The following is a 25,215-nucleotide window of genomic DNA, read 5'->3' on the forward strand; positions in this document are numbered from 1 at the left end:
ATGATTTGGGCTATTGGAGATACTCACTTTGACCACACTAAAGACAAGTCCATGGATATTTTTGGAGATAACTGGAAAGACCATGACCAAAAGATTATAGATTTTTGGAAAGAAAATGTAAGAGATGACGACTTAGTACTTTTAGTTGGAGATATATCTTGGGCTTTGAAACTTGAAGAGGCGCTTGTTGATTTGAAAATGATTGACGACCTGCCAGGTATTAAGTGCATTATTAAAGGCAACCACGATTATTGGTGGTCTACAAAAAACAAACTAGACGGACTTGAACTAAAGACAATTCACTTCCTTCACAACGATACCTTTGTCTATAAGGACTATGTTATTTCTGGAACAAGAGGTTGGATGGCAAGAGACAGTGAAGATTTTTCTGAAGAAGATGAAAAAATTTTTAATAGAGAATTAGGAAGATTGAACTTATCTTTAAAGGCCTCAAGTGACCTAGAAGATAAAAAGAGAATATGTCTTATTCACTATCCGCCCTTTGATTCAAAAAAAGAGCCTAATGAGTTTTTGCACTTAATGAAAAACTACGATGTTTCTCTTTGTCTTTATGGGCACCTTCACGGGCCAGGTCATATTATGGTAAAAGAAGGAAACTTTTTAGATATAGATGTTAAATGTGTTTCAAGTGACTATGTAGACTTTAAATTGCAAGAGATTGGCTAAGAATAATTTTTTCAAAATTACACTAATAATGAATTTTTGTGATATAATTTTTTTAGAGGACTATGAAAGGAGACTAGCATGTCAAAGTATAGGTACATTAGAAAATTTAATGAAGTAGGTAAAGATGATATAGGCCTAGTTGGAGGTAAGGGAGCAAACTTAGGAGAAATGACCCAAATGGGTTTAGATGTTCCTCCAGGATTTTGTGTTACATCAACTGCATACAATTATTTTATTGAATATACTAATTTAGATGAAACTGTAAAAGTCTTGTTAGAAAGATTAGATGTAGATAATCCAGATTCATTAACTCAAGTTAGTGAGAAGCTTCAAGCTAAACTTAATGAAAGTAAAATTCCAGAAGATTTAGAGGCAGAAATTAGAGCTGCCTACAATGAATTTTCCAAGGATGTAAACTTAAATAATCCACAAGTAGCAGTTAGATCATCTGCCACAGCTGAAGACCTTCCAGATGCGTCTTTTGCTGGCCAACAAGACACTTACTTACACATAGCAGGAGAAGAAGAGTTATTAAAGCATATTAGAATGTGCTGGGCATCTCTTTGGACTGCAAGGGCAATTTATTATAGGGAAAAACAAAAATTCGACCACTTTGACGTAGCTCTAAGTGTAGTAGTTCAAAAAATGGTCAACAGTGAAAAATCTGGAGTTATGTTTACTGCAAATCCTATTTCTCAAAATATTGATGAAATGATGATTAATGCATCATATGGTTTGGGAGAAGCAGTTGTATCAGGTATGGTTACTCCAGATGAATATATTATAAACAAAAATACCAAAGAAATTATTGAAACTACAATTTCTGAAAAAAATGTAATGGTAATTAAAGCCGATGATGGCATAGGTACAAGAATTGTAAATGTAGCAGACTTCCTAGGCAATGGCGCTGTTGAAAATGAATGTCTAAGCACAAATGAATTAAACAAGCTAATTGATTACGGTTTAAAAATTGAAAAATCCTATAACAGCATCCAAGACATTGAATGGGGAATTGATGAAGATACCAATGACCTTTATATCCTTCAATCTAGACCAATAACTACAATTAAACCAGATGAAAAAGAAGAATTAATTGTATTAGCTAAAGGTCTAGCAGCATCACCAGGACTTGGTAGAGGTAAGGTTAGAATAGTAGAAGACTTAAATAACATTAATCAAGTAAAAGATGGCGATGTACTAATAACTGGAATGACAAATCCTGACATGGTTCCTGCAATGAGAAAATGTGCAGCAGTTGTCACTGAAGAAGGTGGAAGAACCTGTCACGCTGCAATAGTTTCTCGTGAGCTAGGAATTCCTTGTATAGTTGGAGCAAAGAACGCTATGAAAAACCTTAAAGAAGGTCAATTTGTAACAGTTGACTCAACTAGGGGAGTTGTTTATGACGGCAATGTTCTAAATAAAAAAGTTGAAGACCACAAAAAGGAAGAGGGCTCTGCTAACTTAGTTATGACCCAAGAACTAAAAACACTTTTAGCTCCAGTTACTGCAACAAAAATCTATATGAACCTAGGTCAACCAGACCTAATTGACAAACACAAACACCTACCATTTGATGGCATTGGCCTAATGAGAACTGAATTTATTTTTACTAATATGATTGGCGTTCATCCAATGTATTTAGTAAAAACTGGCCAAACTGACCTTATGGTTGACAAATTAGTTGAAGGAATTTATCAAGTAGCCTCAGCTATTTATCCAAAACAACTTACAGTTAGACTATCTGACTTTAGAACCAATGAATACAGGGGACTAAAAGGCGGAGAAGAAGTAGAACCAATTGAACAAAACCCAATGATAGGCTGGAGGGGAGTATCTAGATATATTTCTCCAGAATACGAACAAGGCTTTAGACTAGAATGCCAAGCAATTAAAAAAGTTCGTGAAGAACATGGACTAAAAAATGTTGTAGTTATGCTACCATTTGTTAGAACACCAGAAGAACTTATCCATGCTAAGAAGATAATGGCTGAAGAAGGTTTAGTTCAAGGTGTAGACTTTAAACTTTGGATTATGGCAGAAGTTCCATCAGTTGTAATGCAAGCCGAAGAATTTGCTCAATTAGTTGATGGCTTTTCAATTGGATCAAATGATCTTACCCAACTAATTATGGGATCAGACAGAGACTCAGAAAAGCTTAATAACATGGGTTACTTTGATGAGAGAAATGAAGCTGTAAAAAGAGCTGTAAAGATTTTAATTAATGCAGCAAAAAAATATGGCAAGACTTGTTCAATTTGTGGCCAAGGCCCATCTCAATATCCAGAGTTTGCAGAATTTTTAGTAGAAAATGGAATTACTTCAATTTCTGTAAACCCAGATACTGTTGAATATACCAGAAGGGTTGTTGCTCAAGTAGAACAAAAATTAATTTTAAATTCAATTAAAAAATAAATAAATCTTAGGCTGTCTTTATAGATGGCCTAATTTTTTTGAAAACTTTATATGCTAAAAATATTCTTGGGTATAAGTTTAATATAAAAATGAGAAGGAGGATAAAATGACTAGAGAATTAAAGAGAGCAGCAGTAATTGGTGGTGGAGTTATAGGTTCATCTTTTACCTTATTATTTGCTATGGAGAAAATGGAAGTTATTAATTTTAACAGAAGCAAAGAAGGAGAAGAAAGGTCAAAGGTCTTAATTGAAAACTATATAGAAAATCTAGTTGAAAAAGAAGTAATAGCAAGAGCAGACAGGAAAGAAATCCTAAGTAAGATTTCCTTTACCAACGACCTTGCCACAGCTTTAAAAAATGTAGATTATGTAGAAGAAGCCCTACCAGAAAACTATGAAGTGAAAAAAGACTTTGTGAAAAAATTTGAAGAATATGCAGATGAGGATACAATTCTTGGGTCAGCAACTTCAGGCCTATTAATTACAAAAATAGCAGAAGATGCCAAACATCCAGAGAGAATTTTTGGAGCCCATCCTTATAATCCTCCTCACTTAATTCCACTTATAGAAATTTCTCAAGGACAAAAATCTGATCCAGTTCTGGCAGAAAAAGTAAAAGAAATGTTTATAAGACTTGGCAAAAAACCAATAATTATAAAAAACGAAGTACCAGGATTTATTGCTAACAGACTCCAAGCCCTTGTCATGAGAGAAATTATGGACCTAGTAGACAAGGATGTTGTATCTATGGAAGATGCAGAAACAGCCCTTACCTTTGGCCCTGGAATTAGATGGGCAATTATGGGTCCAGGTCAAATTTTCCACCTAGGTGGAGGAGCCCACGGCCTTGAAGGACTTTTGCACCACATTGGACCATCAATGGAATCCTGGCTTAGCGATGCAGCAACTTGGACGACAATGAGTGAATCAAGTAAGAAAAAAGCTGTAGATGGAGTCAAAGAAGCCATTAAAAATAGACCAAAAGAAAAAGGCAACACTGACGAAAATCTAGCCAAATATAGAGATGAAATGTTAATAGAAATATTAAAACTCCATAAAAAATTAGAAGTCTAAAATAAAAAAATGGGCTAGGTCATAGTTGATCTAGTCAACTTTTTCTTTAAAGCAATTTTTCTAAGTCATCATTAAAGAATTTTAAAACTTCGTCTTTATCATTACTTATAATTAGCCCTTGTAAAAATTTTTCTGATCCGCCGGCCTTGAGTATAAACTTATCTTCTAAGTAGGATTTAATCTTTTTCAAATCAGCTTTCAGATTTCCATTTATACTTATAGAAAAGTTACAAATTTCATTTTCATACTTATAAAGAGCCAAGATAATATTTTCATCTTCAAGTTTTTTTACCAGTAAATTAACTTGGGAAAAATCCAGGTCATCAAAGACTTTAGAATAAAAGTTTTTTGGATTTTTCTTTGCCTGGACAATTAAGTTCCCAGCATATAAGTCTAAGTAAGAAGATTTTAATTTACTAAAGGCCTCTTCTAGGCTTTGATTTTTTTTCTTAAAGCTTGTGTATTTTTCTAAAAGATTATTTGTATTTGCAGACAAGTCCTTGGAAATATATTTAAACATTTCGTTCTTTATCCTATAATCTTCTAATGCATCCCTTCCAACTTTTACGAAAATTCTAAGCTTGCCATTTTGTTTGGCCCAGTCTACTATTTTTATTAGTCCTAACTCTCCAGTTCTTGAAACATGGGTTCCTCCACAAGGAGAGTAGTCGAAGCCATCAATTTCTATAACTCTTAAATTTTTTTCAACTTTAGGTTCTCGTCTTAGGGAAATATTTTCAAGTTCTTTATCGCTAGGGAAATAGGCCTTAACTTTAAGATTATTTTGTATTATAAAGTTTGCTAAGTCTTCGACTTCCTTAATTTGTCTTTCTTCTATATCTTCTGTATCAAAATCAATAGTGATATGGTCATCAGATGCATGAAAGCTAAGAGTATCTATGGCATAAAGCCTATAAAAACAAGCTGAGACCAAGTGCTGACAAGTGTGTTCTTGCATAATGTGAAGTCTGTTTTCCCAATTGATTTTCAAAAGCACAGAGTCTGAATCAATTCTATTTTTAACAACATGATAAATCCTAGAATTTTTTTCATAGGCTTTAATTACTTCCTTGCCATTTATTGTGCCAATATCGCCCTTTTGACCACCTAGTCCTGCAGGATAAAAAATTGTCTTATCTAATAAAATATGGTAGTTGTCTTCAATTTTTTCAGCTGAAATAATATTAGCCTGGATTTCTGTTAAGTATTGATTGAAAATATATAGTCTGTCTTTCATAGTATCACCAAGATAATTTTACCATAAAAGACATATATTAGCAGCCTATAAATATGATATAATCTAACTATGGAAAGAAATATATTTTTTACTTTACTTGGCCTAATTTTGGCGATAGTAATTTATAATCTTTTTAATATCAATATCTTATTTTTATATATTTTGCTAATAAGTATTTTTGCTTTTACTAGTTTTGATAAAAGTAATAAATTTTTATTATTAGCTTCTCTTGTTGTTGTCATTAACATTTTTTTAGGCAGAGCTGGAGCAAAATTTTATGAGCCTGGGACTATTTTATCTGTTGACGGTCAAGTTATAGACCTTAAAGACTACGACCAAGGCTATAAGAGAATTTTAGTTAAAGACAAGTCTAAGAAAAAATTTTACATTGGCGGAAAAAACTTAGGTGAAATTAATAGGGGCGACTTTATAAAAGCTGAAGTTGAAATTACAGAAATTAGCGAAAGCAAAAATTTTAATCTGCCATCTATAAAGTCTTATTACCAAAGAGAAAATATTTGGGGATCTTCAAAGGCCCTGACACTTAGAAAATATGAAAACACAAAACTTCTATCATCAGGTAAATATAAATTACTTGAAAAAATAAACCATTCAATTGAAGAAAATTTATCCTATGAAAACTCGTCAATTATTAAAAAATTAGTTTTAGCTGATTCGAGTTCTCTCGATGCAAACACCCGTCAGGCTTACTCTGATGCAGGCCTTGCTCATTTATTGGCGATTTCAGGTCTTCACATATACATAATAATATTCTGCCTAGACTTTATTTTAAAGAAGATTAATATAACTTATAAGCTTAGATTTATTTTCCTTATGGCAGCCTTAACTTTTTATGCCTATATTTTAGACTTTACACCTTCTGTTACAAGGGCTATTTTGATGTACTTTTTAAAGGGGATTTTTGAAATCACAAACAAAAAAGTTTCTAATTTTTCAGTAGTCTTTATTTCACTAATAATTATTTTAACTTTAAAGCCTATGGCGATTTTTGACTTAGGCCTTCAACTTTCGTATCTGTCAGTACTTGGGATATTAATTTTGAATCCTAGATTAAATCCAAAAAGAGAAGATGGTCTTTATGGTTTATTTACTCTTTATGCCAGTGTAAATATAATGATTCTGCCACTTCTAATTTATAATTTTAACAATTTTAATATTTTTTCCTTTCTTATAAACTTACTTTTAAGTCCAGTAATTATTTTTATTTTGATTTTATCTTATCTGGCTATTATTTTTGATTTAGTTTTTTCTTTGAACTTTTTTTATCTATTTATCGATCAAATACTTACTGTCAGCAACTTTTACTTGCAGGTATTTTTAGAAAAATTTGATTTCTACTTGAGACTTTATCAGCCAAGCTTATACCAAGTATTTTTATACTATATATCCTTGTTTATTTTACTAAAAAAATCTCTACACAAAAAAATTTACCAGTATAGGCCTCTAGCTTATAGTATTTTTGCTCTTATTCTTTTAATAAATTCCTATAACTTATTAAACCCAAGATTAATTGTTGGATTTTTTGACGTTGGCCAAGGTGACTCGGCCTACTTGTCTTATAAAAATACTTATATTCAAATTGACACAGGCGGCTCAACTTATTCAGCTTACAATCCAGGCATTGAAGTTACGAAAAAGGCCATTAAAAAACGTGGCCTTAGAAAAATTGACCTTCTTATCCTAAGCCATTTTGATGCTGACCACATCCTTGGAACTAGAAGTCTAATAGAAGACGGCCTAGTTAAGGCTCTTTTAATTAACGCTCCAGAAGAAAACGATCCAAATTACAAAGAAATTGTAGATACTGGTGTAGAAATATTTTTTCCTAGGGATAAATTATTTATAGACAAGAATTTTTACTTGGAATTTTTAAATACTGATATAGAAAATGTTAGAGAATCAAATGACAGGTCTCTAGTAGTCCTTTGCAATTATAAGGGAAAGAAGATATTATTTACTGGAGATATTAGTGAAAATATAGAGAGAAAACTTAAGGGGCAATTTGGACCAGTTGATATTTTAAAAGTCTCCCATCACGGATCAAAATATTCTTCAACAAAAGAATTCTTGAGAGAAACTAGGCCAGGCTATGCAATAATTTCCGTAGGAGCGAAAAACTCTTATGGTCATCCAGCCCCAGATGTATTAACAAATCTATCTTTTATAAATTCAAAAGTTTTAAGGACAGACCAAGTAGGTGAAATTGTCTTTGAAATAGGAGATGAAATTAATTACATTACAGCAGGATCTAAGAAGAATAGTATATTTGCTTATGAAAGGCAAGTATTTTTTGTTATAATATTTGTAGGCAGTCTTTATTATATAAAACAAAAAGAGGAAGATAATGATTTACAAAGATTTTAAAAATATACTTTTAAGTAAAAAGTTAGGAGGAGCCTACTTATTTTTAGGCTATGAAGCCCTGGCAATAGAGAGAACCATTGACTATATTATAAAATCCTATATTGATGGACCCTTTAGAGACTTAAACTTCACACATGTTCACGGCTCAACTATTGATTTAAAAAACTTCTATGCCTACTTTGAAACCCTTCCTTTTATGGCTGATAAAAGGCTGGTATTAATTGATGAGCTAGGTCCAATGCTAGGAAAAATTGACCTGAGCCAAGACCTTTTAGACACCTTAGAAAATTTAAGTGAAGACACTATAGTAATTTTTCACGACTCAGACCAAGACTTAAAGAAGAATACTAAGTTTTATAAGTTTTTTAAAAAGATAAATCGAGTTGTTGAATTTGAAAAGTTTTCTAATATTGAAGTTAGAAACTTTATAAAAAAAGAATTTAATTCCAAGAAAAAGAAAATAAGAGATGACGATCTTTCTTATTTTTTAATGCTAACAGGTTATTTAAATAAAAAAATTGAAAAAAATCTCTATGACCTAGTGACAGAAATAGACAAGGTAGTTTTTTATAGTGATGGAAGTGAAATCACAAGGGCAGATATAGATAAGATAGTTGAAAAGTCTAAAGATTCAAATATATTTAATCTCTTAGATTCACTGGCAGACAAAAATTCAAAAGCAGCAATAAATTACTTACATGACCTCTATGAAAAAAATGAATCTATGCCAGGCATCCTCTATATGATCCAAAGAAGGTACAGCCACTTTTATCAATATGTATCTCTTTTTGAAATGAAAAAATCAGATGCATTTATAAGGTCGACTATAGGAATTTCTGACTTTGAATATAAGGTAATTCAAAGGTCTTCTAGAAGATTTACTCCTTGCAAACTTAGAGAAAACTTAGAACTTATTTTACAAACAGATAAGAGACTAAAGTCAACTTCTTATTCTGATTTATTTTTAATGGAATATCTCTTAGTCAGTCTTTGTAAGTAGATATAAAAAAATCCCCTAGCTTAGGGGATTTAATTAATTAGACATTGCGTTAAATTTGTTAGTAAGTTGTCCAATTTTTCTAGAAATATTATTTTTATGCATTACATTTTTTGCTTCAGCTTGTCTGTATTTCTTTTCAGCTAAGTCAAGATATTTTTTTGCATCTTCAACTGAATTTTCAGCAACAGCTTTTTCAAATTTTTTAACATAAGTTTTAATTTCTGATTTTATTGCTCTATTTCTAGCTTCATTTCTTCTAGCTATTTCAACTCTTTTAATAGATGATTTAATATTAGCCATAGTCCACCTCCAAGATAAAAATTATTTCGTATACTTTATTATATGTTACTTGTCTTATAATTTCAAGAAAAATAAGTTTTTTTTCGAAAAATACCAGCAAATTTATAAGATTAGACTTTCAAAAATAGCTTTTATTAGTAGATACTTTATAATTTTACGATTTTCTGATAAAATAGACAAGTATTAAACTAGTATTTAGCAGGATCTTCTCCCTAAATATATTTTTTAAAGGAACTTTGTTTGATTAATATAAATATAGAGATTTAATAAGAGGAGTAAAAAAATTTTATGGACAAAAACATTAGAAATTTTTCTATAATAGCCCATATTGACCACGGCAAGTCAACACTTGCTGATAGACTTATTGAAAACACAGGAACTATGGCCGCAAGAGACATTTCTGACCAGGTTCTTGATAGTATGGATCTAGAAAGAGAACGTGGTATTACAATTAAATTAAAGGCAGTGAGACTAAACTATAAGGCCAAGGACGGCAAGGATTATATTTTTAATCTTATAGACACTCCAGGTCATGTAGACTTTAACTACGAAGTTTCAAGATCTTTAGCTGCATGCGAGGGGGCTATTTTAGTAGTTGATGCAGCTCAAGGAATAGAAGCTCAAACTTTGGCCAATGTATATCTTGCTTTAGACCAAGACCTTGAAATTATTCCTGTTATTAATAAAATCGACCTACCATCAGCAGAACCTGAAAGAGTAAAACATGAAATCGAAGACATAATTGGCTTAGATGCATCTGACGCTCCATTAATTTCTGCAAAAACAGGACTAAATATAGATGATGTCCTAGAAGCCATAGTTGAAAAAGTTCCAGCTCCATCAGGCCAAGACGACGGTCCACTAAAGGCTCTTTTATTTGATTCAATTTATGATTCATACAGGGGAGTAATTTGTTTTATTAGAGTCTTTGATGGAAATATTAAGCCAGGCTCAATGATTAAATTTATGGCCAATGGTGCAGAATTTGAAGTTGATGAAGTAGGTTATGTTTCTGATGGACAGATTTTAACTAACGAGCTTAAGGCAGGTGAAGTAGGATTTTTCACTGCCTCAATAAAAGATGTTAAATATGCTAGAGTTGGAGACACGATTACTAATGCAAATAATCCAACGGCTCAGGCTCTTCCTGGTTATAAGGAAGCAGTGTCTATGGTTTATTGTGGAATTTATCCTGCTGAGGGAGAAGAGTTTACAAACATTAGAGATGCTCTAGAAAAACTTCAAGTAAATGATGCCTCACTTTCTTTTGAACAAGAAACATCCCAGGCCCTAGGTTTTGGATACAGGTGTGGTTTCTTAGGTCTCTTGCACATGGAAATTATCCAAGAAAGACTTGAAAGAGAATTTAATTTAGATATTATTACAACAGCTCCATCAGTAATCTATAAGGTTCACAAAACAGATGGAAGTGTTCTTGAAATTCAAAATCCATCGAACCTTCCACCATTAACTGAAATTAAAAAGATGGAAGAACCAATAGTAAATGCAACTATTATGTCTCCCTCAGACTATGTAGGAACAATAATGGAGCTTTGCCAAGGAAAGAGGGGAGTTTTCAAAAATATAGAATACTTAGACACAACAAGAGTTGCTGTCCACTACCAGTTACCACTTAATGAAGTTGTCTATGACTTTTTTGATGCTTTAAAATCAAAAACTTCAGGATACGCCTCCTTGGACTATGAAATGGCAGGCTATGAAGAAAGTGATTTAGTTAAATTAGATATTTTAATAAATGGTGAGCTAGTAGATGCTTTATCATTAATAGTCCATAGAGAAAAGGCCTACGAAAGAGGAAGAAATATTTGTGAACGCTTAGTTGATGAAATTCCTAAACACCAATTTGCAATTCCTATCCAAGCGGCAGTTGGCAACAAGATTATTGCCAGAGAAACTATTAGGGCCTTAAGAAAAGACGTTTTATCTAAGTGTTATGGTGGAGATATTTCTAGAAAGAAAAAACTTCTTGAAAAACAAAAAGAAGGTAAGAAGAGGATGAGACAAATTGGCTCAGTAGAAGTTCCTCAAAATGCCTTCTTAGCTGTTTTAAAATACGATGAAAAGTAAGTTAGGACTTTATATCCACATACCTTTTTGCCAGCAAAAGTGCAACTATTGTGATTTTAATTCGTTTAAATCATCAGCAAGTGAAAGAAGTATTTATATAGATGCTTTAATAAAAGAAATTTTTATGCAGGGACCATCCTATAAAGATTATTTAGTTGATAGTATTTTTATAGGCGGAGGAACGCCATCGATTTTAGATGAACGAGAAATTATTAGAATTTCAAAAGCTTTAGAAGATAATTTTTCTATAGCTAGTGACCTTGAATTTACTATTGAACTCAATCCAAACTCTGTTAACTTAGAAAAATTTAAAGCCTACAAAGAAGCAGGAATTAATAGACTAAGTTTTGGCGGTCAGTCTTTTAACGACAAGGAACTAAAAGACCTAGGTAGAATCCACCAGGCTTCAGATATTTTCACTGCCATTAAATTAGCTAAAAGTATTGGTTTTAAAAATATTAGTCTAGACTTAATGCTAGGTATTCCTGGTCAAAGCTTAGAGTCCTTAAAGGATTCTTTAAAAAAGGCAATGTCTTTAGACCTAAAGCACTTGTCAGTTTATTCTTTAATTTTAGAAGCAGGGACAAATCTTTATGATATGGCTACAAGGACTAATAAACTTAACCTGCCAGATGAGACATTAGAAAGGGACATGTATCATTTTACAAAAAACTTTTTAAAAGATTTTGGTTTTTATCAATATGAAATTTCAAACTTTTCAAAAGAGGGTTTTGAATCTAGGCACAATTTAAAATACTGGTCCTTTGAAGATTATTTAGGCCTAGGCCTATCAAGCTCTTCTAAAATTGGCAATAAAAGATTTGCAAATGTAGATGGCTTTTCTTCTTATATAAAAGCATTAGAAAATAATTTATTGCCAGTAAAAGAAAAAGAAGTTTTAACTAGACAAGATCAAATTAACGAATATATATTTATGGGCCTTAGAAAAACTGTGGGATTTTCTTACAAAAAATTAGAAGAGATTTTTTCTCTAGATTTTCTAAGTGTCTATGAAAATGAAATTGAAAAGAACTTAAATTTAGGCTTAATAGATGTAGACGATAATTACCTAAGGCTAACAGAAAAAGGTTTAGACTTAGCCAACCAAGTAGAAATAGACTTTTATAGATTATAGGAAGGATTTTATGCTAACAAGCAATTTTGTAAATAAGAGAAATAATTTTGAGATAAAAGAAATTTGGAACTACCTGCAGAAGCACGGAGTAGCCTATGACAATCCTGAAGCCAGCGTAGTTGTTAGAGACCAGGGAAAGATAATTGGAACTGGGTCACTTGACGGCAAAGTTATGAAGTATTTCTTTTTAGAAGACGACTATAAGGGGCAGGGGATTTTAGCCCAAATTTATAATATGCTTTTAACATACCTTTTAGACCTAGGTGTCACTGAACATTTTATATTTACAAAACCTGAAAATTATTATATCTTTAAAGGAATTGGTTTAAAAAAAGTAATCGAAACTGAAAAAGTCCTTTTACTAGAAGGTGGCTTTAATACTTATAAAAAGTGGGTAAAATCTATTAAAAATCAATTAAATCCTAAAGCCTCTACTAGGGGAGCAATTGTAGCTAATTGCAATCCAATGACCAAGGGCCATAAGTATCTTATGGACTATGCAAAGTCAAAAGTCGATGAACTTATAATATTTGTAGTTGAAGAAAATAAATCAGCATTTCCTACTGAAGTCAGGTATAATATAGTAAAAAATGAATATAAAAATGACCCAAAGGTTTTAGTGGTAAAAGGTGGTAATTATATTATTTCTCAAGGCACCTTTCCAACTTATTTTTTAAAAAAAGTTGACGATTCTTTAGATATTTATACAGAATTAGATGCAAAAATATTTTCTGAAAGAATAGCCAAGGACTTAGATATTGATATTAGATTTGTTGGAGATGAACCAATAGATAGACTTACTGCCAAGTATAATGAAAAACTATATAAATCTACCCTAGGCGTGAAACTCAGGTTAAAAAAAATTGATAGAAAAGTAGAAATGGGTAGTCCTATATCTGCTTCAAGAGTTAGAAGTCTTATTAAAGAAGGAAAGACTGAAGAAGCCTATCCACTACTTGTAGATAGTACTATAGAATTTTTACAAAGCCCTGAAGGGGAAAAAATTATAAAAATAATCCAAGAGAGTGAGAGTTAACTATGAAAAAATTAATTGTATTTTTACTAATTCTTCTGTTAATGTTTGGAGGAGTATATGTATTCTTTTTTAGAAATGGTGAATCAGATGATACATCAACACTTTATACAGATAACAGATTAATTTATGAAGGAGACCTTCAAGATGAATCTTATTTAAAGGTCATTGATGGCCAAGTTTATATTTCCTTAAACTTTATTAAAGAAAAAATAGACGAAAATGTTTTTTACGACAGCAATGAACAAACAGTAGTCTTTACTAATGAAAAATCTGTTAGAAGATATAAGCTAAACGAATCTACAGGAACTAGTAATGATGTAGAAATCTCTTTAAGAGCTCCATTAACAGAAATTGATGGTGAAGTTATGGTTCCTATTGAAGCCTTTGTCTATGACTACCCAATAGACTTAAAATATAACTCTGAAGAAAAGGTAGTTACTATTGACAGGACAGATAAAGAATATATGACTGCTAAAGTAACAGTAAACACTTCTTATCTAAGAGAAGAAGCCAGTTCAAAATCTCCAATAGTAAAAATAATGTCAAAAGATGACAAGGTTTATGTTTACGGAGAAACGGCAGAATGGTATAAGGTAAGACAGCTAGAGGGAAAAACTGGTTATATGAGAAAGAGACACTTAGAGCTTTCCTATGACCTAAAAGAATTTTCTAGAGAAAAGGATCCTTTAGAAACAGCCAAAGAAGAAGAACAAGAAAAAATAAATCTTCTTTGGGACTATACTTCAGTAAAAACTCCAAATGGCGATTCAGTTGAGAACTTAGTAGGCGTTAATGTTTTATCGCCTACTTGGTTTTCTTTAAATGAAGATTTTTCAATTGATGATAGGTCAAATTATGAATATGTAAAAAAAGCCCAAGGTTATGGGATGAAAGTTTGGCCAATGTTTGACAATTCTTTTAAAGAAGGGCTGACAGAACTTGCTTTAAAATCAACTAGTAGAAGGCAAGAAATAATAGCTGACGTTTTTAAAAAATGCCAGGACATTGGAGTTGATGGAATTAATATAGACTTTGAAGATATTAATGTTGAGACTAGGGATAATTTCTCACAATTTGTAAGAGAACTTTATCCAATTTTTTCTGAAGCAGGAATGACTGTAAGTGTTGATGTTGTTCCTAGAATTTTTTCTGAAGTAGAAAAAGAACCTTATGACAGAAAGGCATTAGCTGACATAGCAGACTATATAATGTTGATGGCTTATGACCAACACTGGTCTTCAAGTCAAACAGCTGGATCAGTTGCTGAATATTCTTGGGTTGAAGCTAATACAAATGTCTTATTTAGGTCAATTCCAATGGAAAAGTTTGTTCTTAGTTTACCACTATATACTAGAATTTGGTTTGATAAAGGAGGACAAGTAAGCTCTCAATCAGTTTCTATGGAAGTTGCTAACGAATTTATAAGCAAAAATAATATTGAAATGGAATGGGACACTAAAGCCAAGCAAAAAGTTGGTCACAAACAAATAGGTGATTCACTAGTTTCAATTTGGCTAGAAGATGGCCAATCTATAAAGGCCAAAACATCTCTAGTAGAAAAATATGGCCTAGCTGGAGTTGCCTCTTGGAGAAAGGGTTTTGAAACCTTAGATATTTGGAGTGTAATAGACGAAAATATTTAAAATTTTCACAAAGATTTAACTAAATATTCTCAAACACTTATAGTTTATCTAGTACTATAAATTTAAAGAAAATATAAAGGGGTGGTTCCAATGCACGCACAAACCCACAAACTTATAAGCCAAAACTTATATGAATTTGTATCAGAAAATTACGACATTGAACTAAACAAGAAGATGCTAGATTGGGGTTCTGTAGCTCCAGATATTTTACCAAAATATAAGTTATACAGACACTACTATGACAACAGCATTGATTATATAATATACAAGATTGTAAAAATAATATTTTTAAATAGGTTTTTAGATTTTACAAATGGATCTTATTTAAACTTAAAGGCTTTTTCTAGAGACTTGGGAATCATATCTCACTATCTATCAGATTTTACATGTAGAGCCCATGCTGACAGGTGGGAGTTTCCAAAGTCTTTAGTAAAGCATGTTAAATACGAAATAGATTTAAATGATTATTCTAAAGATCATGAGTTTTCTCATATCGATATTGAATTTGAACCATTTGAATCTGGTGCTGCTTCTAGCTTAGAAGAGATTTTAATAATTAAGAAAAATATTGAGAAGGTAGTTAATTCTTATTTAGAAAAAGAGCCTAATTTCCAAACCGATTTGGATTATGCACTTGCACTTAACAAGGCTGTTTATCAATTTATAATTGAAAGCATTTTATCTTATAGCTATAAAGAATCTACAGACCTTGCATTTGGATATTAAAAAGTTTCCTTCGGGGAACTTTTTTTATGAAATAAATTATTTTTCTAAAAAAATATTTTCAAATAAAATAAATTGTAAAAACAAGATTAAGACTGTCTTATAAAGGTGTAATAGAAACTTAATATAGAAAATTATTCACTTTTTCCTCACAAAGTGCAAAAAATATAGTATAATATTTTTACTATAGGAGGCATATTGTGTTAGCAAATAGTAATAGAGATGTTTCTAACAGTCTAAAAAGAAAGTTCTTGTATGATAAAGACTTAAATAGCATACATTTATTAATAGATATTTTAAAAACTGAAGATTCTATTGGCAGCATAAGCCCAAACTATACTTCTTTGAGGGATTTTAAAAAGTATATAAAAAGATCTCTTAGAGGAAGAGAAGGAAAAGATTTAGCTGCAAAAAACATTGGAGAATTAATCCACGATGATCTTAATAGGCTAGAACTTTTACTTTATTTAGAAGGTTACAAAGCTGGATACAGGTCTACTAAGTATGTAAATCTAATAGAAAAAAGTTTTTTAAACAACTTTGAAATAGTTTCTATCTATTCTCAAGACCGTATTTACAAAGAGCTTAATAAAAATCCAGACTTAATAAATTTAAAAACAAAGCTTCAAAATAAGTTTAAAAGAGAAATGAAAATGAGCCTTGGTTTAGAAAAACTTGTAAAATCTTACAGTAGACGAGTTATTAAGCCGAAAATTTTTTCAATAAATAAAAATCTTGATAGACAAGTTAAAATGTACGAAGGTTCTGATGGCAAGGCCATACTTAAATATGAAAATAGACTTTTTAAAAAGTCTGAAATTACAAGTTTATATAGAAGTATAATTAAATTTATTTCAGAAGATAGTATTAGAATTTTGGCAGATGCTTATTGGAATGGATTAATTGAAAAAGTATTAAGGAGATATAGATAGGCTAAGTTTTGTACTTAGCCTTTTCATTTATGAGAATTTTAGGTATAGATCCAGGACTTGCTTTAGTAGGTTTTGGAATAATCGATTGTATAGGAAATTCATATAAGTTAGTAGACTATGGAGTTATTGAAACAAAAGCAGGACTACCTCTGCCTTCTAGGCTGGAAAAGATTTATAAACTAATGGACCAACTTATTGAAACTTATAAACCTGAAGAAGTTGCCTTTGAAGAATTATTTTTCAATAAAAATGTCAAAACTGCAATTGCTGTTGGCCATGCAAGAGGAGTAGAAATTTTAGCTTGTAAGAATAAGGGCTTAGATATTTTTGAGTACACTCCCTTACAAATTAAACAGGCAATTACAGGTTATGGTAGGGCTGATAAAAAACAAATTCAAGAGATGGTAAAACTTTTGCTTAATATGGAAAAGATTCCAAAACCAGATGATGCTGCAGACGGCCTAGCTGTTGCAATAACCCATGCAAGTTCCCTTAATTTTAAAGATATGTTTAGGATGAGATAAGATGATTGAATTTATTTACGGACAAGTTGAATACAAGGAAGATGGCTATGTAGTTATAAACAATGCCAATATTGGCTACAAACTAATGGCTTCTTTAAATACATTAGCAGCCCTAGAAATTGGCAGCCATGTAAAAGTTTATACTGACATGGTTGTAAGAGAAGATGATATTTCCCTTTATGGCTTTGCTAGTAGAGATGAAAGAGAAGTATACAGACTTTTAACTACAGTAAAAGGTATTGGACCTAGAATTGCTATTGGAGCCTTGTCTGGTTTAAGTGCAGATACTATTATTGCTGCTATTAGGTCAGAAGATGTTGGCGTTCTAACTAAGGCCCCAGGCATTGGCAAGAAAACTGCAGAAAGAGTGATTTTAGAGCTTAAAGATAAGACTGACCATATGAATGTAGAAGCAAGTATAGAAGCTTTAAATTCACCAATTTCTGAAGCTGAAGAAGCTTTAATTCAATTAGGCTATACTTCCTACGAGGTATCTGACATGCTTAAGTCGATTTATAAAGAGGGTATGACAGTAGAAGATTTAATTAGGCTTGGCCTTAAGGAAATGATGAGGTAGGTTTTAGATTTGAATACAGAAAACAGAATTGTTTCTTCAGTTGAAAGAGACGAGGATTTAGAATTAGAAAAAGATCTTAGACCCAAGTGGATTCAAGATTATATAGGACAAAGTAAAGTAAAAGACCAACTTGGCATTTTTATAAAGGCAGCAAAGTTGAGAAAAGAATCTTTAGACCACACTCTTTTGTATGGACCACCAGGGCTTGGAAAGACAACACTTGCAAATATTATCGCCAATGAAATGGGAGTTAATATAAAAGTAACATCAGGACCTGCTATTGAAAGACAAGGAGACCTGGCATCTATTTTAACTAACTTAGTTGAAGGAGATGTTCTTTTTATCGATGAAATTCACAGGTTAAATAAGTCTATAGAAGAAATTTTATATCCTGCCATGGAAGACAATGCCTTGGATATAATTATTGGCAAGGGTCCAACTGCAAGGTCTGTTAGACTTGATCTTCCTAACTTTACCTTAGTTGGAGCAACTACAAGAGCTGGACTTTTAACATCTCCACTTAGAGATAGGTTTGGAGTTATTTTAAACTTAGAACTTTATAATATTGAAGACCTAGTAAAGATTGTAAAAAGGTCTGCAAGTATTTTAAATATACAAATTGACCAAGATGGAGCAGAAGAAATTGCTAGAAGGTCAAGGGGAACGCCAAGAATAGCCAACAGACTTTTAAAAAGAGTTAGAGATTATGCAGATGTAATTGGCAATGGCTATATAAATTTAAGTTTAGCAAAAAAAGCCTTAGACTTAATGGAAATTGACAACCTAGGTCTGGACAGAACAGATAGAAAAATAATTCAAACAATGATAGAGTCTTTTCCAAATCGTCCAGTTGGTATAGACACCTTGGCAGTTGCAACTGGTGAGGACAAAACCACCTTAGAAGATGTTTACGAGCCATATTTAATAAGAATTGGCTTTATGTCAAGGACTCACAGAGGAAGAATTGTAACAAAAAAAGCTTATGACCACTTAGGTTTAGAGTATTTAGTAGATGATAATGATTAGAGGTTAAAGCAGTGAAAAAATCAGATTTTTATTTTGATTTACCAGAAGAATTAATTGCCCAACACCCTATAAAAAATAGGGATCAATCAAGGTTACTTTTAGTAAATAGAAAAAATGGGGAAATTTCCCACAAGCATTTTAAAGATATAGTTGATTATTTAAACGAAGGAGATACTTTAGTTTTAAACGAAACAAAAGTAATGCCAGCTAGAATTTATGGCCACAGACCAGATAGAGATGAAAAAATCGAAGTTCTTTTATTAAAAAGACAAGAAGACACCTGGCAGTGTTTAGTTAAACCTGGCAAGAAAATGAAAATTGGAAATGAAATAATTTTTTCTGATAGGTTAAAGGGAAAAGTTGTAGATATAATTGAAGATGGAATAAGGATAATAGAACTAAGTTATAGTGGAATTTTTGAAGAAATCTTAGATGAAATTGGTCAAATGCCACTTCCACCTTATATTCACGAAGAATTAAAAGACAAAAATAGGTATCAAACTATTTATGCCAAGTATTATGGATCAGCTGCTGCACCAACTGCAGGCCTACATTTTACAGAAGACTTATTAAATAAACTAAAAGAAAAAAATGTAAATATTGCAAAACTAACTCTTCACGTTGGTCTAGGTACCTTTAGACCAGTAAAAGAAGATGACATCTTAGACCATAAAATGCATGAGGAAGTATATAAAATAGACAAGGAAAATGCTGACCTTATAAGACAAACTAGAGAAAATGGAAAGAGAGTAATAGCAGTTGGAACTACATCTGTTAGGACTCTAGAATCAGTTTATAAAAAGTACGGAACAATAGTTGAAGACTCTGGCTCTACAGATATTTTCATTTATCCAGGTGTTGAAATCAAAGCAGTTGATGGTATCATTACTAATTTCCATTTACCTGAATCAACTTTGATTATGTTAGTTTCTGCTTTTTGGGACAGGGAAAATATTTTAAAAGTTTACGACCAAGCAGTTAAAGAAAAGTACAGGTTCTTTTCTTTTGGCGACGCAATGTTTTTATATTAGGAGACTTATGTTTAAATTTGAATTAATAAAAGAAGAAAAGCACACCAAGGCTAGACTTGGAAAAATAACTACTGACCATGGAGTAATTGAAACTCCAATTTTTATGCCAGTAGGAACAAGAGCTACAGTGAGGACCATGACCCCAGAAGAGGTAAAGGACTTAGGAGCACAAATTATATTAGGCAACACCTATCATTTATTTTTAAGACCTGGTCACGATATAGTGGCAGAAGCAGGTGGCCTTCATAAATTTATGAACTGGGACAAGCCAATTTTAACAGACTCTGGAGGTTTCCAAGTTTTTTCTCTAGCTAATAACAGAAAAATAACTGAAGAAGGAGTTGAGTTTAGGTCTCATATTGACGGCTCCAAACAATTTATTTCTCCAGAAAAGTCTATAGAAATTCAAAATGCCCTAGGATCAGATATAATGATGGCCTTTGATGAGTGTGTTTCCTATCCAGCAGACTATGACTATGTAAAGCAGTCTATGGAGAGAACAACTAGATGGGCAGAAAGATCAAAAAAAGCCAATAAAAATCCTGATCACCAGGCTATGTTTGGAATTGTTCAAGGCGGTATGTTTAAAGACCTAAGAGAGCAAAGTGCCAAGGACCTAGTTGCCATGGATTTTGAAGGATATTCAATTGGCGGCCTTTCTGTAGGTGAACCTCTAGAGCTAATGAATGAAATGCTAGACTTTACACTAGACCTACTGCCTAAAGACAAACCTAGATATAATATGGGAGTTGGGACACCAGATTATTTATTTGAATCAGTTATTCGAGGAATAGATATGGCAGATTGTGTTTTGCCAACAAGAATAGCTAGAAATGGAACTGCTCTTACGTCAAGAGGAAACTTAGTAGTAAAAAACGCAAGTTATAAAAGAGATTTTACTAAGTTAGACCCTGAGTGTGATTGCTATACATGTAAAAATTATTCAAGGGCCTATATCAGACACTTATTTTCTGTAAATGAAATTCTTGCTTACAGGCTTTTAACTATTCACAACTTATATTTCTTATTAAAAATGATGGAAAATATAAGGGAAGCGATAAAAAATGATACTTTATTAAAATATAAAGATGACTTTTATAGAAAATTCGGCTATAATATTTAATAGAATAGGAGGGATAGTATGCCACAACAATATTCAGGAATAATTATGATGTTAGTAATGATGGTGTTTTTTTACTTATTCTTAATTAGGCCACAGAAAAAGAAAGAAAAAGAATTTGAACAAATGAGAAATTCTCTAGCTGTAGGCGACAATATCATTACTATTGGAGGTATAGTTGGTAAAGTAGTTATTGTAAAAGACGACTATATTACCATAGAAACTAGCGGTATGAACACTAGGTTAGAAATTACTAAATGGGGCGTAAGCGCTGTAATTAAATAGTGGAGGAAATTATGGAACACATTAAAACATTAACTGGAAAGTCTTTAAAAGAAACAGCTTCATATGCAGGCTGTGGCGAATGCCAAACTTCATGCCAATCAGCATGTAAAACTTCTTGCACAGTTGGTAATCAAAAGTGCGAAAATGAAAAAAAGAACTAATTTGAAGTGGTTTACCACTTCTTTTTAGTTAAGGGAGAAATTAATGATTCATAAATACTTTTTAAATGATAAATATATAGTTCTAGACGTTGCCAGTGGATCAGTTCACCTAGTAGACGAACTTACTTATGACCTACTAGATGATTATCAAACAATGTCCAAGGAAGAGTTAATTGATAAATACAAAAACAAATATGAAGAAAATAATATTAAAACAGCTCTGGGAGAAATTAAAAGTTTAGTTGACCAAGAACTTTTATTTACAGAAGATGACAACTCCTTAGATGATGTAGAATATAATCCTACAAATATTATTAAAGCCATGTGCCTACATGTTGCCCATGACTGTAATTTAAAATGCAAATACTGTTTTGCAGCCCAAGGAAACTTTAAAGGACAAAGGTCACTAATGGACTTAGAAACTGGGAAAAAAGCCTTGAAGTTCTTGTGCGAAAATTCTGGTAATAGAAAAAACTTAGAAGTTGACTTTTTTGGTGGCGAACCATTAATGAACTTTGAAGTAGTTAAAGACCTGGTAAAATATGGCAGAGAAATTGAAAAAGATTACAACAAACACTTTAGATTTACAATAACAACAAATGGCCTTTTACTTACAGATGATAAAATTGACTTTATTAACGAAAATATGGACAATGTTGTTTTGAGTCTAGATGGCAGAAAAGAAATAAATGACCCTATTAGACCAACTTTAAATGATAAGGGAAGCTACGATATTATAGTTCCAAAATTTAAAAAGCTAATAGAAACTAGAGGTGACAAGGACTATTACATTAGAGGAACCTACACATCCTTTAACAAAGACTTTAGAAAAGATTTGTTAGACTACTATGAAAATGGCTTTAAAAAAGTTTCTATTGAACCAGTAGTTACAGATCCAAAGGAGCCTTATGCAATAAGAGAAGAGGACTTAGATGAAATTCTAAAAGAATATGAAGAATTTTCTAAAGACTATCTTTCAATTAGAAAATATGACAAGGACTTTTTGTTCTTTCACTATATGATAGACCTAAACCAAGGTCCATGTGTTGTAAAGAGAATGGTTGGATGTGGAGCAGGTAGCGAATATATTGCAGTTACTCCTGAAGGAGATATTTATCCTTGCCACCAATTTGTTGGAGAAAAAGATTTCTTATTAGGAAATCTTGATACAGGAATTATTAGAGAAGACCTAAGAGATGAATTTAAATGCGCCAATGTAATGAACAAAGATGAATGCAACTCTTGTTTTGCAAAATATTATTGTTCAGGTGGTTGTCATGCAAATGCATATTTCAATAATGGAGATATTTTAAAACCCTATGAAATTGGCTGTAAAATGGAAAGAAAAAGAGTTGAATGTGCTATTTCTATTTTAGCCAATGAAATTTAAAAATATACTCAAAAAATGTTGACATTTTGCCTATGAAATGCTAACATTAATTGGTATGAGCCGCTCTGACAAGGTTTATAAACTATTTAGTACCTTTGAAGGCGAGACTGGATAAGAGGAGGTGTCCGTTAATGTATGCAGTAATTGAAACTGGCGGTAAGCAATATAAAGTTGAAAAAGGCGATATATTAAGAGTTGAAAAACTTGATGCTGAAGTTGGCGATAAGGTAGTTATTGATAAAGTATTTTTAGTTGCTAATGGCGACGACCTAAAAATTGGTGCTCCATATGTAGAAGGATCAAAGGTTGAAGCTGTTGTGAAGAAACACGACAAAGCTAAAAAGATTATAGTTTACAAATACAGAGCTAAGAAAAACTATCGTAAAAAACAAGGTCACAGACAACCTTATACTGAAATTGAAATCGAAAGTATTAACTAATGATAGAAGTAAAGCTAATTAAAGAAAAGAATAACTTTAAGTCTGTGCTTATTACAGGTCATGCAGGTTATGCAGACTCTGGCTATGATCTAGTATGTGCTTCTGTAAGTTCTTTAGCCATGGGCCTAAGTAACTACTTATTAGAAGTTGAAAAAATATCCATAGATGACTTAAATTTTCATGCCATAGAAAATGAAGAAGCTTCTTTATTTTCAATAAATATTGATGATCCATCTATTTATAATAGACCAGGAGTTCAAAGTGGCTTTAAATTTTTTGAAATTTCTATTTTTTCTTTAATTCAAGATTACAAGGATTATTTAAAACTAGTTTACCGGGAGGTGTAGTGATGATAAAATTAAATTTACAGTTTTTTGCCTCTAAAAAAGGTGTTGGTAGCTCTAGAAATGGTAGAGATAGTGAAGCCAAAAGATTAGGTGTTAAAAGATCTGATGGCCAATTTGTTAATGCAGGAAGCATTATAGTTAGACAAAGAGGTACTAAAATTCACCCAGGTACAAATGTTGGACGTGGTGGAGACGACACTTTATTTGCCCTAGTTAGCGGAGTTGTTAAATTCGAAAGAAAAGGCAAGAAACATAAACAAGTAAGCGTATATGATGCTTAAATAAAATAATTATTAAACCAGGCTTATAGCTTGGTTTTTTTATTTTTATTTGTTAGCAATAATTTTTCGTGGTATTATAAAAATAAAAAGGTGATTTTATGTTTATAGATGAAGCAAAAATTACAGTTACTGCAGGCAATGGAGGAAATGGTGCTGTTGCTTGGAGAAGAGAAAAATTTGAACCAGCAGGAGGACCAGCAGGAGGCGATGGAGGCGATGGAGGCTCCATTATTTTACTTGCCTCTGACAATATTCACACCCTAATGGACTTTAGATATAAAAGAGTCTATAAGGGTAACAATGGAGAACAGGGAAGAAATAAAAAACAATTTGGCAAGGCTGGCGATGATATTACCCTAAAGGTTCCTGTTGGCACCCTAGTCAAAGACCCTCTTAGTGGCAATGTAATTGTTGACTTAAAAGAAAATGGCCAACAATATACCATAGCCAAAGGTGGCAAAGGTGGCAAGGGCAATGCAAGATTTAAAACTCCAACAAGAAGGGCTCCTAACTTTGCCCAGCCAGGAAGGTCAGGCGAATCAAGAGAAATAATTTTAGAATTAAAATTATTAGCTGATGTTGGCCTAATTGGCTTTCCAAATGTTGGAAAATCTTCTTTACTATCAGTTATTTCTGCTGCCAAACCTAAAATTTCTAATTATCATTTTACGACTCTAGAACCAAATCTTGGAGTTGTTAGATTAGAAGAAGAAAAATCTTTTGTAGTAGCAGATGTACCAGGGTTAATAGAGGGTGCATCAGACGGCATTGGTCTTGGGCATGAATTTTTAAAACATATTGAAAGGACCAATGTTTTAATCCACGTTTTGGATATTTCTGGCTCCGAGGCTAGGGACCCATTAAATGATTTTGATTTAATAAATGCAGAACTTGCATCTTATAATAGTAATTTGGAAGAGAAGACTCAAGTAGTCTATGCCAATAAAATGGACCTGCCAGGAGCAAAAGAAAACTTAAAAAGATTAGAAGAAAAATTAAAAGATACAGACATAAAGATATTTTCAGGTTCAGTAATTAAACACGAAAACCTACAAAGTATGATTTACTATGTGTGGGAACTTATAAGTAAGGTTGATAGGTCTTATAAAACCTATGATGAGGCCTATATTGAATTAAAAACAACAAATGAAGAAGAAATTAATGTAGAAGTAGTAGGAAATAACTATATTGTAAGTGGAGGAGACATTGAAAGGCTAATAGCTTCAATAAATTTCCAAGACAATGAATCAATAAAATATTTCCAAAATATGCTTATAAACAAGGGGATTATAAAGTTACTGGAAGAAGCTGGAATTTCTGAAGGTGATAATGTATTTATAGGCGATATAGAATTTGAATATATACCATAGGAGGCAA

25 protein-coding genes are annotated in these 25,215 nt (G+C 32.0%); 23 read left to right on the forward strand and 2 right to left on the reverse strand.

What is annotated here, in order from left to right; genetic code table 11:
* The 3 genes from BN2667_RS03625 (at nt 1) to BN2667_RS03635 (ending at nt 4,177) form a co-directional block, all read left to right on the forward strand.
* Nucleotides 1-687, forward strand: coding sequence for a metallophosphoesterase (locus BN2667_RS03625; protein WP_054251957.1), 687 nt, complete (start codon nt 1-3; stop codon nt 685-687).
* A gap of 78 nt (nt 688-765) precedes the next feature.
* Nucleotides 766-3,102: a phosphoenolpyruvate synthase gene (gene ppsA, locus BN2667_RS03630; RefSeq protein ID WP_054251958.1), complete on the forward strand. Its 2,337-nt coding sequence runs from the start codon at nt 766-768 to the stop codon at nt 3,100-3,102.
* A 106-nt stretch (nt 3,103-3,208) separates the two neighbouring features.
* Nucleotides 3,209-4,177 (forward strand): 3-hydroxyacyl-CoA dehydrogenase family protein, encoded by a 969-nt coding sequence (locus BN2667_RS03635; protein WP_054251959.1) that lies wholly within the window; start codon nt 3,209-3,211, stop codon nt 4,175-4,177.
* A gap of 46 nt (nt 4,178-4,223) precedes the next feature.
* Here the strand turns inward: BN2667_RS03635 and BN2667_RS03640 are convergent, their stop codons facing one another.
* The gene (locus BN2667_RS03640) at nt 4,224-5,414 is read right to left on the reverse strand and encodes an alanyl-tRNA editing protein (protein ID WP_054251960.1); all 1,191 of its coding nucleotides are present in this window, start codon (nt 5,412-5,414) and stop codon (nt 4,224-4,226) included.
* 69 nt (nt 5,415-5,483) lie between these two features.
* Here BN2667_RS03640 and BN2667_RS03645 point away from each other — a divergent pair, with 69 nt between their 5' ends.
* Both BN2667_RS03645 and holA read left to right on the forward strand, forming a co-directional pair.
* The gene (locus BN2667_RS03645) at nt 5,484-7,799 is read left to right on the forward strand and encodes a DNA internalization-related competence protein ComEC/Rec2 (protein WP_054251961.1); all 2,316 of its coding nucleotides are present in this window, start codon (nt 5,484-5,486) and stop codon (nt 7,797-7,799) included.
* Nucleotides 7,780-8,799 carry a DNA polymerase III subunit delta gene (holA, locus tag BN2667_RS03650; RefSeq protein WP_054251962.1) on the forward strand — a complete coding sequence of 340 codons (1,020 nt, stop codon included), beginning with the start codon at nt 7,780-7,782 and terminating at the stop codon, nt 8,797-8,799. Before BN2667_RS03645 ends, holA begins: the two co-directional genes overlap by 20 nt.
* A 33-nt stretch (nt 8,800-8,832) precedes the next feature.
* On the opposite strand, the gene rpsT is transcribed toward holA, so the two are convergent.
* Nucleotides 8,833-9,099, reverse strand: coding sequence for a 30S ribosomal protein S20 (gene rpsT / locus BN2667_RS03655; protein ID WP_054251963.1), 267 nt, complete (start codon nt 9,097-9,099; stop codon nt 8,833-8,835).
* A gap of 288 nt (nt 9,100-9,387) precedes the next feature.
* Between rpsT and lepA the strand changes: the two genes are divergently transcribed.
* The 18 genes from lepA (at nt 9,388) to obgE (ending at nt 25,208) form a co-directional block, all read left to right on the forward strand.
* A complete protein-coding gene (lepA, locus tag BN2667_RS03660; protein ID WP_054251964.1) occupies nt 9,388-11,187 on the forward strand; it encodes a translation elongation factor 4 in 1,800 nt (599 codons plus the stop codon).
* Complete coding sequence (gene hemW, locus BN2667_RS03665) at nt 11,177-12,322, forward strand: radical SAM family heme chaperone HemW (RefSeq protein ID WP_054251965.1); 1,146 nt, start codon at nt 11,177-11,179, stop codon at nt 12,320-12,322. The genes lepA and hemW overlap by 11 nt, the downstream gene beginning before the upstream one ends.
* A 10-nt stretch (nt 12,323-12,332) precedes the next feature.
* A complete protein-coding gene (locus BN2667_RS03670; protein WP_054251966.1) occupies nt 12,333-13,358 on the forward strand; it encodes a nucleotidyl transferase family protein in 1,026 nt (341 codons plus the stop codon).
* A gap of 2 nt (nt 13,359-13,360) precedes the next feature.
* A complete protein-coding gene (locus tag BN2667_RS03675) occupies nt 13,361-15,001 on the forward strand; it encodes a glycosyl hydrolase family 18 protein (protein WP_054251967.1) in 1,641 nt (546 codons plus the stop codon).
* Between the two features lie 90 nt (nt 15,002-15,091).
* Nucleotides 15,092-15,727 (forward strand): zinc dependent phospholipase C family protein, encoded by a 636-nt coding sequence (locus BN2667_RS03680; protein WP_054251968.1) that lies wholly within the window; start codon nt 15,092-15,094, stop codon nt 15,725-15,727.
* A gap of 197 nt (nt 15,728-15,924) precedes the next feature.
* Nucleotides 15,925-16,656 (forward strand): hypothetical protein, encoded by a 732-nt coding sequence (locus BN2667_RS03685; protein ID WP_054251969.1) that lies wholly within the window; start codon nt 15,925-15,927, stop codon nt 16,654-16,656.
* A 29-nt stretch (nt 16,657-16,685) separates the two neighbouring features.
* Nucleotides 16,686-17,180 carry a crossover junction endodeoxyribonuclease RuvC gene (gene ruvC, locus BN2667_RS03690; protein WP_054252160.1) on the forward strand — a complete coding sequence of 165 codons (495 nt, stop codon included), beginning with the start codon at nt 16,686-16,688 and terminating at the stop codon, nt 17,178-17,180.
* 1 nt (nt 17,181) lies between these two features.
* Nucleotides 17,182-17,757, forward strand: a complete 576-nt coding sequence (gene ruvA, locus BN2667_RS03695; protein WP_054251970.1) for a Holliday junction branch migration protein RuvA — start codon at nt 17,182-17,184, stop codon at nt 17,755-17,757.
* 9 nt (nt 17,758-17,766) lie between these two features.
* On the forward strand, nt 17,767-18,783 hold the full coding sequence (gene ruvB, locus BN2667_RS03700) for a Holliday junction branch migration DNA helicase RuvB (protein ID WP_054251971.1): 1,017 nt from the start codon (nt 17,767-17,769) through the stop codon (nt 18,781-18,783).
* A gap of 11 nt (nt 18,784-18,794) precedes the next feature.
* Nucleotides 18,795-19,814, forward strand: a complete 1,020-nt coding sequence (gene queA / locus BN2667_RS03705; protein WP_054251972.1) for a tRNA preQ1(34) S-adenosylmethionine ribosyltransferase-isomerase QueA — start codon at nt 18,795-18,797, stop codon at nt 19,812-19,814.
* A 7-nt stretch (nt 19,815-19,821) separates the two neighbouring features.
* Entirely contained in the window at nt 19,822-20,937 is a 1,116-nt protein-coding gene (tgt, locus tag BN2667_RS03710; RefSeq protein WP_054251973.1) for a tRNA guanosine(34) transglycosylase Tgt, read from the forward strand.
* 18 nt (nt 20,938-20,955) lie between these two features.
* Nucleotides 20,956-21,219: a preprotein translocase subunit YajC gene (gene yajC / locus BN2667_RS03715; protein ID WP_054251974.1), complete on the forward strand. Its 264-nt coding sequence runs from the start codon at nt 20,956-20,958 to the stop codon at nt 21,217-21,219.
* A gap of 11 nt (nt 21,220-21,230) precedes the next feature.
* The gene (scfA, locus tag BN2667_RS03720; RefSeq protein ID WP_054251975.1) at nt 21,231-21,380 is read left to right on the forward strand and encodes a six-cysteine ranthipeptide SCIFF; all 150 of its coding nucleotides are present in this window, start codon (nt 21,231-21,233) and stop codon (nt 21,378-21,380) included.
* 43 nt (nt 21,381-21,423) lie between these two features.
* A complete protein-coding gene (scfB, locus tag BN2667_RS03725; RefSeq protein WP_054251976.1) occupies nt 21,424-22,770 on the forward strand; it encodes a thioether cross-link-forming SCIFF peptide maturase in 1,347 nt (448 codons plus the stop codon).
* A gap of 131 nt (nt 22,771-22,901) precedes the next feature.
* Complete coding sequence (rplU, locus tag BN2667_RS03730; protein ID WP_054251977.1) at nt 22,902-23,210, forward strand: 50S ribosomal protein L21; 309 nt, start codon at nt 22,902-22,904, stop codon at nt 23,208-23,210.
* Complete coding sequence (locus BN2667_RS03735) at nt 23,210-23,557, forward strand: ribosomal-processing cysteine protease Prp (protein WP_054251978.1); 348 nt, start codon at nt 23,210-23,212, stop codon at nt 23,555-23,557. The genes rplU and BN2667_RS03735 overlap by 1 nt, the downstream gene beginning before the upstream one ends.
* A 2-nt stretch (nt 23,558-23,559) precedes the next feature.
* Complete coding sequence (gene rpmA / locus BN2667_RS03740) at nt 23,560-23,838, forward strand: 50S ribosomal protein L27 (protein WP_054251979.1); 279 nt, start codon at nt 23,560-23,562, stop codon at nt 23,836-23,838.
* A 98-nt stretch (nt 23,839-23,936) separates the two neighbouring features.
* Complete coding sequence (gene obgE, locus BN2667_RS03745) at nt 23,937-25,208, forward strand: GTPase ObgE (protein WP_054251980.1); 1,272 nt, start codon at nt 23,937-23,939, stop codon at nt 25,206-25,208.
* The last annotated feature ends 7 nt before the right edge of the window (nt 25,209-25,215 follow it).

This window comes from Neofamilia massiliensis (genome assembly GCF_001299475.1).
Lineage (GTDB): Bacteria > Bacillota > Clostridia > Tissierellales > Peptoniphilaceae > Neofamilia > Neofamilia massiliensis.